The following is a 14,536-nucleotide window of genomic DNA, read 5'->3' on the forward strand; positions in this document are numbered from 1 at the left end:
GGTTGACAGCCAGTTCAGTCCCTTTATCATCTGATTCATCCGTAAACCCAGAGACCGGAAAAGGTTAACAGGACTTTCACATGACCGCTACAGCACCCTCCCAGGCCATCCGACACGATTGGTCGCTGCAGGAAGCCCGCGCTCTGTTCGAGCTGCCGTTCAACGATCTTCTGTTCCGTGCCCAGAGTGTGCATCGCGAGCATTTCGATCCCAACGAGGTGCAAGTCAGCACCCTGCTGTCGATCAAGACCGGCGCCTGTCCGGAGGACTGCAAGTACTGCCCGCAGAGCGGGCACTACAACACCGGCCTGGAAAAGGAAAAGCTGCTCGAGATCGAAAAGGTGGTGGCCGAAGCGCGCGCCGCCAAGGACAAGGGCGCATCCCGGTTCTGCATGGGGGCGGCCTGGCGCAGCCCGTCCAAGAAAGACATGCCGTACGTGCTGGACATGGTGAAGCAGGTGAAGTCCCTGGGGCTGGAAACCTGCATGACCCTGGGCATGCTGAAAGAAGAGCAGGCCAAAGAGTTGGCCGATGCCGGCCTGGACTACTACAACCACAACCTCGATACCTCCGAGAAGTACTACAGCCACATCATCACCACCCGAACCTACCAGGATCGTCTCGACACCCTCGATAACGTGCGCAAGGCCGGCATGAAGGTCTGCTGCGGCGGCATCATGGGCATGGGCGAAGACGAGGATGACCGAGTGGGTCTGCTGGTGCAGCTGGCCAACCTGCCGCACCATCCGGAAAGTGTGCCGGTGAACATGCTGGTCAAGGTCAAAGGCACGCCCATGGAAGACGTCGAGGACCTGGACCCGTTCGATTTCGTCCGGATCATTGCCGTCGCCCGGATCATGATGCCAGCGTCCCACGTGCGGCTGTCGGCCGGTCGCGAGAACATGAACGAGCAGATGCAGGCCCTGTGTTTCATGGCCGGCGCCAATTCCATCTTCTACGGCGAAAAGCTGCTGACCACGGCCAACCCCGAGGCGGACGCCGATATGCAGCTGTTCAAGCGCCTGGGTATTCGTCCGGAGCAGCGGGAACAGTGTGCGTCGGAAGAGCAGGAAGAAGAAGCCATTGCCGAGGCGGTGGAATACGAGGCCACGCGCCACATGTTCTACGACGCGACGCGGGAATCGGCCGCGTCCTGATCATCGCCATCTCCGGGGAGCACCGAGCGGGCAGGGCTTCCCGGGATACGCTGCAAGCCCATCCATGGGCGCTTGAGTGAAGACGTCCCTGTCTTCACACAATCCCGGGAAGCCCTGCCCGCCCGGTGCCCAGATTTGAGAGTAAGACGCGGGGGTTATTGTGCGTGACTTTGAAGGCGAACTTGCGCAACGAAAACAGGCCGGGCTGTACCGTACCCGCCGCCAGATTTCCGGTCCGCAGCAGCCAGAGCTGACCTCGGACGGCAAACCGTTGCTGTCGTTCTGCAGCAACGACTACCTCGGATTGGCCAATCATTCCGCCAATCTGGAGGCACTGCGCAGTGCCCTGCCCGAAACCGGGCTCGGCGGCGCGGCATCACACCTTATCTGCGGCCACCACGATGCCCATCACGAGCTGGAGCAGCGGCTGGCCGAATTCACCGGACGCAGTTCTGCCCTGTTCTTCTCCACCGGCTACATGGCCAACATGGGCGTGATCTCGGCCCTGGCCGGCCGGGGCGACACCATTTTTTCCGATCGGCTCAACCACGCGTCCATCATCGACGGCTGTGTTCTCAGTCGGGCCAAGGTCCGGCGCTACCGGCACGGCGATGTCGCCGAGCTGGAGGCCATGTTGGCGGATACCCAGGGCCACAAGCTGGTGGTCACCGACGGCGTGTTCAGCATGGATGGCGATGTGGCACCGCTGAAAGAGTTGGCTCGGGTGTGCCGCGCCCACGATGCCCTGCTGGTGGTCGACGATGCCCACGGTATTGGCGTGCTGGGGCCGCAGGGCCGCGGTAGCGTCCCTGCGCTGGGGTTGTCGGAGCAGGACGTGCCGGTGGTGATTGGCACCCTGGGCAAGGCCGTGGGCACCAGCGGTGCTTTCGTGGCCGGCCCCGAGGTCCTGATGGACTACCTGGTCCAGAAGGCCCGAACCTACATCTACACCACGGCCATGCCGCCGGCCATTGCCCGCGCTACCTGTGCCAGCATCGACCTGATCGAGCGGGACGATGCCCGACGAGCCCATGTTCTGGACCTGGTGGCCAGATTCCGTCGGGAAGCCGCTGCCCTCGGCTATCAGCTGATGCCGTCGCAAACCCCGATTCAGCCGATCCTGGTGGGGGACAACTGGTCGGCCTTGGCCTTGAGCCAGGCGCTGGAAGAGAAGGGGTTGCTGGTGACCGCCATCCGACCGCCCACGGTGCCGGAGGGCGAGGCCCGGCTGCGCGTGACCTTGAGTGCCGCCCACAGTCACGCCGATCTTGACCGGCTGTTGCAGGCCCTGGCGGATTGCCGGCATCTGCTGGCCGAACCGGATATTGCAGTATGAGTGCCGCGGCCGCCTGCCACGACTTTTCCGGCGAGCCGGTTGGTCCGCTGCCAACGGTCATCGCCGATAAGGACCTGGTGGCCCGGGCGTTCGGCAACGCCAGCGCGACCTACGATGGCGCATCCCGGCTGCAGCGGTTGATGGGTGATGCCATGCTGGACGCCTGGCCGTACCCGGACGGCCAGGGCGGTCTGCGTATACTCGATCTTGGCTGCGGTACGGGCTGGTTCACCCACCAGCTGGCGCAGCGCCCGGCGGCCGACATCACCGCCGTCGACCTGTCGCCGGGGATGATCCGGGCCACCCAGGAACGAGTGGGCGCCGGTGTGACCTGCGTGGTGGCCGACGCCGAAGCGCTGCCTTGTCCGGATGCCTCCTTCGATGTGGTGTTCAGCAACCTCATGGTGCAGTGGTGTGAGGCACCGGATCGGGTTCTCGCCGAGTGCCGTCGGCTGCTGCGTCCCGGTGGCCGGCTGATGCTCTCCACCCTTTTGGACGGCACCCTGGTTGAGTTGGCCCGGGCCTGGGCCCAGGCGGACCCCGGCCAGGCGCACGTCAATCGCTTCGAAACCGAGTCCAGTTTGCGCCGACGGGTGTCACAGCAATTGCCCGGGGCAACGGTTACCACCCAAACCATCAAGCTGCCGTACGAGTCACCCCTGGCCCTGGCGGCCGAGCTCAAGAACCTGGGCGCCGGGTTCAAAAGTGACAACCGGCGCAAGACACTGACGGCGCCCGGTCGGGTACGGCAGATGTGCCGGCACTATCCGAAAGCAGCGGACGGCCGTACCCTGGCCAGCTATGAGGCGGCCCGGATCACCTGGCGTCGGCCCGCCTAACCGTTCAAACCCATTCCATATCAGCAGGCAAAGCACCCATGGCCAAGCACACCTATTTTGTCACCGGCACCGACACCGGCGTTGGGAAAACCATGGCGTCCGCCGCCATCCTGGAGGCGGCCAAAGCCGCGGGCAAACGCACCCTGGGCATGAAGCCCATCGCCTCCGGCTGCGACCAGACTCCGGACGGGCTGCGCAATGAGGATGCGCTGGCGCTGCAGAAGGCGATGACCGAGTCCCTGGCCTACGACCTGATCAACCCGGTGACCCTGGAGCCGGCCATTGCGCCGCACGTTGCCGCCGCGCAGGCGGGCAAGACCATCACCGCGCAACGGCTGATTGGATTCTGTCGGGGCCTGCAGATGCGCCCGGCGGATTTGATGCTGGTGGAAGGGGCCGGCGGCTGGCGCGTCCCCCTGAACGATCGGGAAACCTTTGCGGCAGTCCCGCGGGAGCTGGAGATGCCGGTCATCCTGGTGGTGGCGCTCAAGCTGGGCAGCATAAATCACGCCATGCTGACGGCCGAGGCCATTCGCGCCGATGGGCTTCGGATCGCCGGATGGGTCGCCAATCGCCCCGAGCAGGAGCCGATGAGTTGTGAGCGCGAAACCCTTGAGTACCTGCTGAATCATCTGGGGGCGCCTTGCCTCGGGGTCTTGCCCTGGGTGGCGTCGGGTGACCCTGCCGAGCTGGCTGTAAACCTGGAGTTACAGCCTTTGTTTGAAAATTGACCAGAAATGTGGCTTACTGAAGTCAATATTTGGTCATTGGACGTTCGGCTATGATCAACAACACGCTCGCAATCGGTATTCAGGGTGTCCAGGATGGCATGCTGGGCATGGAGAATGCGGCCCGGAAAATTGCCCGGGGCGGTGTCGATGGTCCCCAGGGCACGGCCGAAGGCGCCGGTAATCTGGCAGAGCCGATTATCGATCTGAAACTGTACGAGCGCAGCGTGGAAGCCTCTGCCCAGGTGGTCAAGACCGCCGATGAAACCCTCGGGACCCTGCTCGATATCATGGCCTGAGGGCCCACCTTGATCACTGTCTCGCCTCTGTCTCCATCTGCGCCGGCATCAGGCCAAGCCGGCAATGCCGCTCGCCCGGAACAGGGGCTCAGTCCTGACCAACTCAAACAACTGACTGAACTCAAGGCACGGGACCGGGAGGTCCGAGCCCACGAGGCGGCGCATCAGGCCGTAGGCGGGCAATACGCGGGCGCCGTTTCCTACACCTACCAGCGCGGACCGGACGGCAACCAGTACGCGGTTGGCGGCGAAGTGCCCATCGACCTCTCGCCCGTTCCCGGCGATCCCCAGGCAACCGTTGAGAAAATGCGCGTGGTTCGGGCCGCCGCCATGGCGCCGGCGGAGCCTTCCGCCCAGGACCAGGCGGTCGCCGCGCAGGCGATGCAGATCATGCTGCAGGCCCGCACCGAGGCGGCGCAGCAGGGTGATGAGGCCGGGACGGTGCCGGATTCCGATCAATCGGGCGCGCCGGCATCCCGGGCCGGCCAGCAGGCCAATGAAACCTACCGCTCCATTTCCGCTCTCACCGACGGGACCGCGCAGTCCAAATCCGATTTCCGGTCGGTGGCGGCCTGACTCGCCGCAGCCTGCAGTCCGGATTCTCGTTTTCCTCCAACCTCTTGTATTTACTTGCCTGATCGCCCGTAACGGGACTTTCAGTGACACGCCGCTACACAATTTTTAAACCCGACTATTGACAATTCTGTGCCTGTAAACGTATGTTTCAAACAAGTGTTTAATTAAGGCCGTGGCGCGCTGCGTTGCGGTGTCTGAGCAAACCAAGGCGAGAAACGGGAAAACCCGATTCAGCTGAGACCGAAAACCGAGGTGGATTCCATGCCTGAATACAAAGCGCCCCTGCGTGACATCAAATTCGTAATGAACGAGCTCCTGGACAGTGAGCAGCACTACGCCAACCTGGAAGGTGCTGAAGATGCGACTCCGGACATGGTCGATGCCATCATCGGTGAAGGCGCAAAGTTCTGTGAGCAGGTTCTGTCTCCGCTGAACCAGGTGGGCGACACAGAGGGTTGTACCTGGAGCGAAGACGGCGTGAAAACGCCGACCGGGTTCAAGGAAGCCTACCAGCAGTACGTTGAAGGTGGCTGGCCATCCATGACCGCCGATCCCAACTACGGTGGTCAGGGTCTGCCGAGCTCACTGGGTATCGTCATGAGCGAAATGGTCGGTACCTCCAACTGGTCCTTCGGCATGTACCCGGGCCTGAGCCACGGTGCCACCAACACCATCGAGGCTCACGGCACCGAGGAGCAGAAGCAGACCTACCTGACCAAGCTGATCAGCGGTGAGTGGACCGGCACCATGTGTCTGACCGAGCCGCACTGTGGCTCCGACCTGGGCACTCTGCGCACCAAGGCCGAGCCCAATGCCGACGGCACCTACGCCATCACCGGCACCAAGATCTTCATCTCGGCCGGTGAGCACGACATGGCCGAGAACATCGTACACATCGTTCTGGCACGTCTGCCGGGCGCGCCGGAAGGCACCAAGGGTATCTCCCTGTTCATCGTACCGAAGAACCTGCCCAATGAGGACGGTTCCTCCGGCGAGCGTAACGCCGTGTCCTGTGGCTCCATCGAGCACAAGATGGGGATCCACGGCAACGCCACCTGCGTCATGAACTTCGACGGCGCCAAGGGCTGGCTGATCGGGCCAGAGAACAAGGGCCTGAACTGCATGTTCACCTTCATGAACACCGCCCGTATCGGTACCGCGATCCAGGGCCTGGGCGCAGCCGAGCTGGGCTTCCAGGGCTCCCTGGCCTACGCCAAAGACCGTCTGGCCATGCGTTCCCTGAGCGGTCCGAAGAACCCGGAAGGCATCGCCGATCCGATCATCGTTCACCCGGACGTGCGTCGCATGCTGCTGACCCAGAAGGCCGTCGCTGAAGGCGCCCGTGCGCTGATCTACCTGACCGCGCAGCAAGCCGACATCGTGCACAGCGGCAAGACCGAGGAAGAGCGCAAGGCCGCAGACGAGGCCCTGGGCTTCCTGACGCCGATCGCCAAGGCCTTCCTGACCGAAATCGGTTACGAGGCGGCCAACCTGGGCATGCAGGTGTTCGGTGGTCACGGCTTCATTTCCGAGTGGGGCATGGAGCAGAACGTTCGTGATGCCCGCATCGGCATGATCTACGAAGGCACCACCGGTATTCAGGCGCTGGACCTGCTGGGCCGTAAGGTCCTGATGACCCAAGGCGAATCCCTCAAGGGCTTCACCAAGCAGGTGCACGTGTTCTGCAAGGAAAACGCCGAGAACGAGCAGTTGAAGGAATTCCTGGAGCCGCTGGCCGCGATCAACAAGGAATGGGGCGATCTGACCATGAAGATCGGCATGACCGCCATGAAGAACCGTGAGGAAGTCGGTGCCGCGTCCGTGGACTACCTGATGTACTCCGGTTACGCCGTCTTCGCCTACCTGTGGGCCCGGATGGCCAAGGTGGCCCTGGACCAGATGGCCGACGGTACGTCCGAAGAGCTGTTCTACAACGCCAAGGTTCAGACCGCGCGCTTCTACTTCAAGCGCATGCTGCCCCGGGCCAAGGCGCACGCCGAAAGCATGCTGGCGGGTGCCGACAGCCTGATGGATATGCCCGAGGAAGCCTTCGCCATCTAAGGCGCGGGGTAATCGGACGACCGGAAGGCAAAAAAGCCCGCGCTCCCAGGAGGCGGGCTTTTTCTATGAGTTGCGTTCTGCTTTTGGGGTAGAATGACGGTTCAGAATAATAACCTTTAGCGGACACAGAGCCGATCAGGTGCGCGCGGTTTCCACAACGGCCGACTTGCCACCTGTACAGATTGACTGAATTTGGAGAGTTTTAGATGGCTGATTATCAGGCACCTCTACGTGACATGCGCTTCGTTCTGAACGAGGTTTTTGATGCGCCTGCGCTGTGGGCGTCATTGCCCAAAGTCGCCGAGAATGTGGATCCGGATACGGCGGACGCCATCCTGGAAGAGGCAGGCAAAATCAGTTCCGGTGTGCTGGCCCCGCTGAACCGCGAAGGCGACGAACAGGGCAGCAAGTGGAACGACGGCGAGGTTACTGCGCCGGAAGGATTCAAAGAAGCCTACCAGACCATCGTTGAAGGTGGCTGGAACGGCCTGGGTGGTAACCCGGACTTCGGCGGCATGGGGATGCCGAAGACCCTGGTCGCCCAGTTCGAGGAAATGATGCAGGGCGCCAACATGGCGTTTGGTCTGGCGCCGATGCTGACCGCCGGGGCCTGTCTGGCGCTGGACGCCCACGGCAGTCAGGAACTGAAGGAAAAGTACCTGCCGAACATGTACTCGGGCGTCTGGTCCGGGGCCATGGATCTGACCGAGCCCCACGCCGGTACCGACCTGGGCATCATCCGTACCAAGGCCGAGCCCAATTCTGATGGCTCGTTCAACGTCACAGGCACCAAGATCTTCATCACCTGGGGCGAGCACGACATGGCCGAGAACATCATACACCTGGTGCTCGCCAAGCTGCCGGACGCGCCGAAAGGCCCGAAGGGCATTTCCCTGTTCCTGGTGCCCAAGTTTCTGGTCAACGACGACGGCTCCCTGGGTGAGCGCAACAGCTTCAGCTGCGGTTCCATCGAAAAGAAGATGGGCATCAAGGGGTCCGCCACCTGCGTGATGAACTTTGACGGTGCCAAGGGCTGGCTGGTCGGTGAAGAGAACAAGGGCCTGGCCGCCATGTTCACCATGATGAACTACGAGCGCCTGGGTGTCGGTATTCAGGGCATCGGTGCCGCCGAGGCCTCCCTGCAGAGTGCCCGCGAATACGCCCTGGAGCGCATCCAGAGCCGCGCCCCGACCGGCGCCCAGCAGCCGGAGAAAGCCGCCGACCCGATCCTAGTGCACCCGGATGTGCGTCGCATGCTGCTGACCATGAAAGGCTATGTCGAGGGCGGTCGTGCCTTCTCGACCTACGTGGCCCAGTGGCTGGACATCGCCAAGTACGCCGATGCCGCCGACGAGGAGCGTCGCAAGTACGCCGAAGGCATGGTCGCCCTGCTGACACCGGTGGCGAAAGCCTTCCTGACCGATCGTGGCCTCGATGCCTGCATCATCGGCCAACAGGTGTTCGGTGGCCACGGCTTCATCCGGGAGTGGGGGCAGGAGCAGCTGGTCCGTGACTGCCGTATCACCCAGATCTACGAGGGCACCAACGGTATCCAGGCGCTGGATCTCATGGGTCGGAAAGTGGTTGGCAGCCAGGGCAAGCTGTACGAGCTGTTCGCGCAGGACGTCGCCGCCTTTATCGAGGAAAACAGTGGTGATGCCACCCTGCGTCCGTTCCTGGAGCCGCTGGCGGCTGCCTTCGAGCGTCTGTCGGATGTGACCGAACACGTGATCACTCAGGCCGGCGACAACCCGGACGCCATCGGTGCCGCATCGGTCGATTACCTTGACCTGTTCGGTCTGACTGCCCTGGGCTATATGTGGGCGAAAATGGTCAAGGCCGCGGCACCCAAGGCCGAGGGCGACAGTTCCGGTTTCTACACCGGCAAGCTGAAGACCGCGCGCTTCTACTTCGACCGCCTGCTGCCAAAGACCGTGTCTTTGGCCGAAGGTATCCGCAGTGGCAGCGACTCCATGATGGCGCTCACTGCCGAGGAGTTCTGATCGGCGGTAACCGCTGAAGCAACAAAAAAGCAGGCCTGGGGCCTGCTTTTTTTATGCCGGTGACGGCGTCAGATCAGAGTCGCTTGATCCGGTCCGGTTGGGTAACGAAGGGGTTTCCGTTGCCCTGGATTTCGGCGACGCGCCGGTGGCGGGTCAGCTCGGTGTCATCGGGCGGATCCATGGCGCTCCAGCCCTGGAACACCGGGGTGGCGCCGAGCCACGGCAAGCCGTAGGTGTCGACCATGTAGGCGACGGTGCGGGCAACATCGCCTTTTACCGCCGCCGGTGGCTCGAAGAAGCCAGCGCTTTCGCGAATGCCGCAGTCGTCGGTCTTGATGGTCTCGCCCAGGTTCTCGTAACGCACGTTGCGGCGTTGCATCTCCGTGCGGGTCTTGACCGGCACCATGTTGTGCAGGTCAGAGGCAATCTGGCGGTAACGGTTGTCCTGCTCGCACTGCCGGGACGTGCCGCAGTCCAGTGCACTGCGAATATCCGCCAGAGGGTAGACGTAACCGTCGGTGAGCAGAAAGCCTTTGCTGGTAAATGGGGCATTGCAGAAAAACGACGAGCCGCCATTGGCGTAGAGGTTGCCCCAGAATTCGTTCTTGATCACGGTGTCCGGATCGCTGAAGCGGGTGTTCTGACCCACGACCAGACTGCCGGATGCCACCAAAAGCAGGGTGATGCTGGTTACAAAAGCGCGTTTCATATTGTTGTTTATACCTCGCAGTGAATCCGAGCAAGGAAGCGAAGGGGCGTCTGCGCGCCGGCCCATATAACCCCGGGGTCAAAAATATGACGCTTCGTTCACTCGTACTGTGAAGTATGACACAGGGACCCACGCCAAACGGGCCAGTTTGGTTGAGAATTGTCGCGTTGTGTTAACCGGTTAACACTTCACTTCAATTTGTTGCGGATGTTCTGGTAGCCGGTTTTCAGGTCCTCGCCCAGTTTGTGCGCGCGTTGGCGGGCTTCCTGGGAGGCGTCGCTGGCGTCGTGTAGCACCTGATCCAGTTTGGTTCGGAACCGATCCCAGTCCTGTTCCAGGTCGTCCCACTCGTCCTTGACGTCTTCCTTGGCCAAGTGCATCTGCACCCGGGCTTCGTCCCGGTACTGTTTGATCTTCTCAGACAGCTTTCGAAGTTCGTCCTGAAGGTTCATGGTGAATACCTCTTCTGAACGCGGCGTCCTCTTTAACATGCGCTGAGAGCGTAAAGCCGTCAAGTGGTCCGGGAGGCGGGTCGGTGCAGTGTGAGAGGGTGCCTGGGCCTGTCAGGAACGGACCGCGAGCTGAACCGAGAGGTCGCGCAGGTATTGCCAGGGCGTGAGTGAATCGAAGCCCTTGGCGGCTCGGTCGATGTCGCTGCACAGGGCCAGGGCGGCGTGCAGTTGGGGGCGGTTCAGGCGCCGGGCCGCCTGTTCAATGACCCGGGCTCGTTGGGGCTGGAATACTCCCCGTTTTTTGAGGAAGGCTGAGGGGTTCTCGCCCTGACTGGCAACCGACTTGAGCTCCAGAATGAGGTTGAGATCGCGGGTCAGCACTGCCAGCAGGCCAAGGGGATTCTCGCCCTCCTGTTGCAGGACCCCGATCATTTTGCCGGCGTGGGGCGCTCGGCCAGCCAGCAGTTCGGTGACCAGCTCAAAACCGTTGAAGCGGGAGCTGTCCTGCACCGCCTGTTCCACCGCTTCCTCATCGATGGTCTGGCCCTGGTTGAGCAGGGACAGTCGGTCCAGTTCCTGGCTGGCCGCAAGCAGATTGCCTTCCAGTCGTTCAGCCAAAATCGCCAGGGCGCCCCGGGTCAGGCTGAGTCCACGGCTGGTGGCCCGTTGCTGCAGCCAGCCCTGGAATTTGTTGGCATCGATGGGCCAGACCGGGACATGAACGCCCTTGTTCTGGAGCTCCTTGTACCATTTGCGACGGGTCTCAGCTGCGTCCAGTCGGGCGCTGATCAGCAGCAGCACCACGTCTTCGGGCGGATCCTGCAGCACCCGTTCCATCAGGGCCCGGCCATCGCCGAGTTTCCCGGTGGGCAAATGGATTTCAATGCGTCGGCGTTCCGCGAACAGGGACATGGCGCTGAGTTCGTCGCCGACGGCGTTCCAGTCCATCTGGTGGTCTGCGTGGAAGGTCAGTCGGTCGAGGAAGCCCTGATCACGGGCGGTTTTGCGGATCTGGTCGCAACACTCCTGCACCAACAGCGGTTCGTCCCCGGAGATCAGGTAAACCGGAGCCAAGCCTTTTTTCAGCAGCTGGGGGAGTTTCTCCGGTTGCGTCTTCATTGGGTGGATTCGTCCCCGGACGAGTCGTTGGTGCGGGCCGCTTCGTACTCCTCGCGCAGGGCGTCCAGGCGGGCCTCGGTCAGCGGCGCCAGCCGGAAGATGATCTGCTGGGCCAGCCGGTCGCTGAGTTGGGTGCGCAGTTCCTCTTCCTCCCGCTGCTTGGCCAGGACGTTGGTGTCGTCGTAGCGGTAACTTTCGGTGGAGGTGAGTCGGGTGTTGGCGATCATGGGCACCTTGTCGGCGCTCACCAGCTCGAGCGCGATCGAATGCCGGAGGGTGTATTCCGCGGCCGCGGCATCGACGGTAATGGCCGAGGCCCGCCGGTCGGCCTGAAACCGGCTCAAGGTCATGACGTAGGCCGCGTCATTGGCGGCGCTGAGGGCCACTTCACCGAGCTCGAGCTGGTCCCGTACCGATTCGCACAGGATCTCCGGTACATCCTGGGTGCACTCTACCGCCAGCGGCTCCAGCGCCGAGGATACCGGCGGCGCCCCACGCAGCTGGAAGCCACAACCGGCCAGGCCGGCGGACAGCATCACCGCCAGGGCGGTGCCAGTGCGGGAAGCGCGCAGCAGGGGCATATCAGTTCGCCACCACGTTGACCAGCTTGCCCGGTACAACGATGACCTTGCGCACGGTGTTGCCCTCGGTAAAGCGCATGACGTTCTCGTTCGCCAGTGCCAGCTTTTCAAGGTCGGCTTTGCTGATGTCGGCGGGAACATTCTCCTTGCCCCGGACCTTGCCGTTGACCTGCAGCACCACCTGGATCTGGCTGCGCACCATGGCGTCCGGATCGGCCTTGGGCCAGCTGGCGTCCACCACCGGTTCTTCGTGGCCGAGCGCCTGCCACAGGCTGTGACAGACGTGCGGCACGATGGGGGACAGGACCAGCACGGCGGTGTTCAGGGCTTCCTGGCGCACGGCGCGACTCTGGGGCTGATCGTCTGAGAGCTTGCCAACCTCGTTCAGCAATTCCATGACCGCGGCGATGGCGGTGTTAAAGGTGAGGCGACGGCTGACGTCGTCGCTGACCTTGGCAATGGTCTCGTGAGTCTTGCGGCGCAGGTCTTTCTGGGCGTCGTTCAGTTCCGCGGCGTTCAGGGTTGGCGCCGGGCCGTCGGCGGTGTGCTCGCCAACCATACGCCACAGGCGCTTCAGGAAGCGGTGCGCGCCCTCAACGCCGCTGTCCGACCACTCCAGGGACTGCTCGGGCGGCGCCGCGAACATCATGAACAGGCGCACGGTGTCCGCCCCGTGCTCATCGATAATGGCCTGGGGATCGATGCCGTTGTTCTTGGACTTGGACATCTTGGTGACGCCGCCAATTTCCACCGGTTCGCCATCGTCCTTGTGAATGGCCCGGATTACCTGGCCCTTGCTGTCCCGCTCGACCTTCACGTCGGCCGGTGCAATCCAGGTGGTTTTGCCGGACTCGTCGGTACGGAAATAAGTCTCAGCCAGCACCATGCCCTGGCACAGCAGGCGGTTGAACGGCTCGGAGCTGGTCACCAGGCCCACGTCGCGCAGCAGCTTGTGGAAGAAGCGGGCGTACAGCAGGTGCAGGATGGCGTGCTCGATGCCGCCGATGTACTGATCCACCGGCAGCCAGTAGTTGGCCGCGGCCGGATCCAACATGCCCTGGTCGTAGTTGGGGCTGCAGAACCGGGCGTAGTACCAGGACGACTCCATGAAGGTGTCGAAGGTATCGGTTTCCAGGGTCGCGGGCTGGCCGTCGAAGCTGGTCTTCGCCCACTCAGGGTCGGCCTTGATCGGCGACTGTACGCCGTCCATTTCCACGTCTTCGGGTAGACGGACCGGCAGTTGATCGTCAGGGACTGGGCGTTCGGTGCCGTCGGCCAGGGTCATCATCGGAATCGGTGCGCCCCAGTAGCGTTGTCGGGAGACGCCCCAGTCCCGCAGTCGATAGTTGACGGTGCGCTGGCCAATGCCCTGGGTTTCCAGGTGGTCGGCGATCTCGTCAAAGGCCTCTTCGCTGGTCAGGCCGCTGTACTTGCCGGAAGACACCAGGGTGCCTTTTTCGGTAAACGCCGCTTCCTGTACGTCGATTTCGCGGCCATCACGGGCGGCGATCACCTGCTTGATGGGCAGGCGGTACTTGCGGGCGAATTCGTGATCGCGTTCGTCGTGGCCGGGTACGGCCATCAGGGCGCCGGTGCCGTAATCGGTCAGCACGAAGTTGGCGATCCAGACCGGGATTTCTTCCTGGGTCAGCGGGTGGATGGCCTTGAATCCGGTGTCGATGCCTTTTTTCTCCATGGTGGCCAGTTCGGCTTCGGCCACCTTGCTGTTGCGGCACTCATCAACGAATTCGGCCACGTCCCGGTGGCGTTCCGCCGCGGCCTTGGCCAGCGGATGCTCGGCGGCCACGGCCATGTAGCTGACGCCCATCAGGGTGTCCGGACGGGTGGTGTAGACCGTCAGGCCGTCCTCGCTGTCCTTCAGCGGGAAGGTCAGCTCGGTACCCACGGACTTGCCAATCCAGTTGCGCTGCATGGTCTTGACCTGTTCCGGCCAGTCTTCCAGCTGGTCCAGGTCGTTCAGCAGTTCCTCGGCATAATCGGTGATGCGGATGAACCACTGGGGAATCTTTTTCTGCTCCACCAGAGCGCCGGAGCGCCAGCCACGGCCGTCCACCACCTGCTCGTTGGCCAGGACCGTCTGATCCACCGGGTCCCAGTTGACCGTGGACATCTTCTTGTAGACCAGGCCTTTTTCGTACAGGCGGGCGAAGAACCACTGCTCCCAGCGATAGTAATCCGGCTTGCAGGTGGCCAGCTCCCGGTTCCAGTCGTAGCCGAAGCCCAGTTGCTTGAGCTGGTTCTTCATGTAATCGATGTTGGCGTGGGTCCACTTGGCGGGCGCGGTCTTGTTGGCGATGGCAGCGTTTTCCGCGGGCAGGCCGAAGGCGTCCCAGCCCATGGGCTGCATGACGTTCTTGCCCTGCATGCGCTGGTAGCGGGAAATCACGTCGCCGATGGTGTAGTTGCGGACGTGGCCCATGTGCAGCTTGCCGCTGGGGTAAGGGAACATGGACAGGCAGTAGTACTTGGGCTTGCCCGGCTCTTCCTTCACCTCAAAGGTCTTGTTCTCTTCCCAGAAGGTGCGGGCATTCTGTTCTACGTTGCGTGGATTGTATTGCTCGTCCATTCCTGCCATTACCAAAGTTACCCTGTATCAAAATGATGTTCGGAGCGGCCGGATATTCTAACGCACAGGAGGCCTTACAGGTAGTCTGC

13 protein-coding genes are annotated in these 14,536 nt (G+C 62.6%); 8 read left to right on the top strand and 5 right to left on the bottom strand.

What is annotated here, in order from left to right; genetic code table 11:
• Positions 1-80: 80 nt before the first annotated feature.
• From bioB to U5822_RS11720, 8 genes are all read left to right on the top strand, one after another.
• Positions 81-1,157 carry a biotin synthase BioB gene (gene bioB, locus U5822_RS11685; protein WP_322855799.1) on the top strand — a complete coding sequence of 359 codons (1,077 nt, stop codon included), beginning with the start codon at positions 81-83 and terminating at the stop codon, positions 1,155-1,157.
• A 160-nt stretch (positions 1,158-1,317) separates the two neighbouring features.
• The gene (gene bioF, locus U5822_RS11690) at positions 1,318-2,493 is read left to right on the top strand and encodes an 8-amino-7-oxononanoate synthase (protein ID WP_322855800.1); all 1,176 of its coding nucleotides are present in this window, start codon (positions 1,318-1,320) and stop codon (positions 2,491-2,493) included.
• Positions 2,490-3,332, top strand: coding sequence for a malonyl-ACP O-methyltransferase BioC (gene bioC, locus U5822_RS11695; RefSeq protein ID WP_322855801.1), 843 nt, complete (start codon positions 2,490-2,492; stop codon positions 3,330-3,332). Before bioF ends, bioC begins: the two co-directional genes overlap by 4 nt.
• Before the next feature lie 38 nt (positions 3,333-3,370).
• On the top strand, positions 3,371-4,063 hold the full coding sequence (bioD, locus tag U5822_RS11700; protein ID WP_322855802.1) for a dethiobiotin synthase: 693 nt from the start codon (positions 3,371-3,373) through the stop codon (positions 4,061-4,063).
• Between the two features lie 50 nt (positions 4,064-4,113).
• Entirely contained in the window at positions 4,114-4,359 is a 246-nt protein-coding gene (locus U5822_RS11705) for a flagellar biosynthesis protein FlgE (RefSeq protein ID WP_322855803.1), read from the top strand.
• 9 nt (positions 4,360-4,368) lie between these two features.
• The gene (locus tag U5822_RS11710; RefSeq protein WP_425259111.1) at positions 4,369-4,935 is read left to right on the top strand and encodes a putative metalloprotease CJM1_0395 family protein; all 567 of its coding nucleotides are present in this window, start codon (positions 4,369-4,371) and stop codon (positions 4,933-4,935) included.
• Between the two features lie 261 nt (positions 4,936-5,196).
• Positions 5,197-6,996, top strand: a complete 1,800-nt coding sequence (locus tag U5822_RS11715; RefSeq protein ID WP_322855804.1) for an acyl-CoA dehydrogenase C-terminal domain-containing protein — start codon at positions 5,197-5,199, stop codon at positions 6,994-6,996.
• 206 nt (positions 6,997-7,202) lie between these two features.
• Positions 7,203-8,999, top strand: coding sequence for an acyl-CoA dehydrogenase C-terminal domain-containing protein (locus U5822_RS11720; protein ID WP_322855805.1), 1,797 nt, complete (start codon positions 7,203-7,205; stop codon positions 8,997-8,999).
• A 73-nt stretch (positions 9,000-9,072) separates the two neighbouring features.
• On the opposite strand, the gene U5822_RS11725 is transcribed toward U5822_RS11720, so the two are convergent.
• From U5822_RS11725 to leuS, 5 genes are all read right to left on the bottom strand, one after another.
• A complete protein-coding gene (locus U5822_RS11725) occupies positions 9,073-9,708 on the bottom strand; it encodes an endonuclease (protein ID WP_322855806.1) in 636 nt (211 codons plus the stop codon).
• Between the two features lie 188 nt (positions 9,709-9,896).
• Positions 9,897-10,160, bottom strand: a complete 264-nt coding sequence (locus tag U5822_RS11730) for a hypothetical protein (protein ID WP_322855807.1) — start codon at positions 10,158-10,160, stop codon at positions 9,897-9,899.
• 111 nt (positions 10,161-10,271) lie between these two features.
• On the bottom strand, positions 10,272-11,279 hold the full coding sequence (gene holA / locus U5822_RS11735; RefSeq protein WP_322855808.1) for a DNA polymerase III subunit delta: 1,008 nt from the start codon (positions 11,277-11,279) through the stop codon (positions 10,272-10,274).
• Positions 11,276-11,860 (bottom strand): LPS-assembly lipoprotein LptE, encoded by a 585-nt coding sequence (locus U5822_RS11740; RefSeq protein WP_322855809.1) that lies wholly within the window; start codon positions 11,858-11,860, stop codon positions 11,276-11,278. The genes holA and U5822_RS11740 overlap by 4 nt, the downstream gene beginning before the upstream one ends.
• Before the next feature lies 1 nt (position 11,861).
• Positions 11,862-14,447, bottom strand: a complete 2,586-nt coding sequence (gene leuS / locus U5822_RS11745; RefSeq protein WP_322855810.1) for a leucine--tRNA ligase — start codon at positions 14,445-14,447, stop codon at positions 11,862-11,864.
• Between the last annotated feature and the right edge of the window lie 89 nt (positions 14,448-14,536).

The organism is Marinobacter qingdaonensis, from assembly GCF_034555935.1.
Taxonomy (GTDB): domain Bacteria; phylum Pseudomonadota; class Gammaproteobacteria; order Pseudomonadales; family Oleiphilaceae; genus Marinobacter; species Marinobacter qingdaonensis.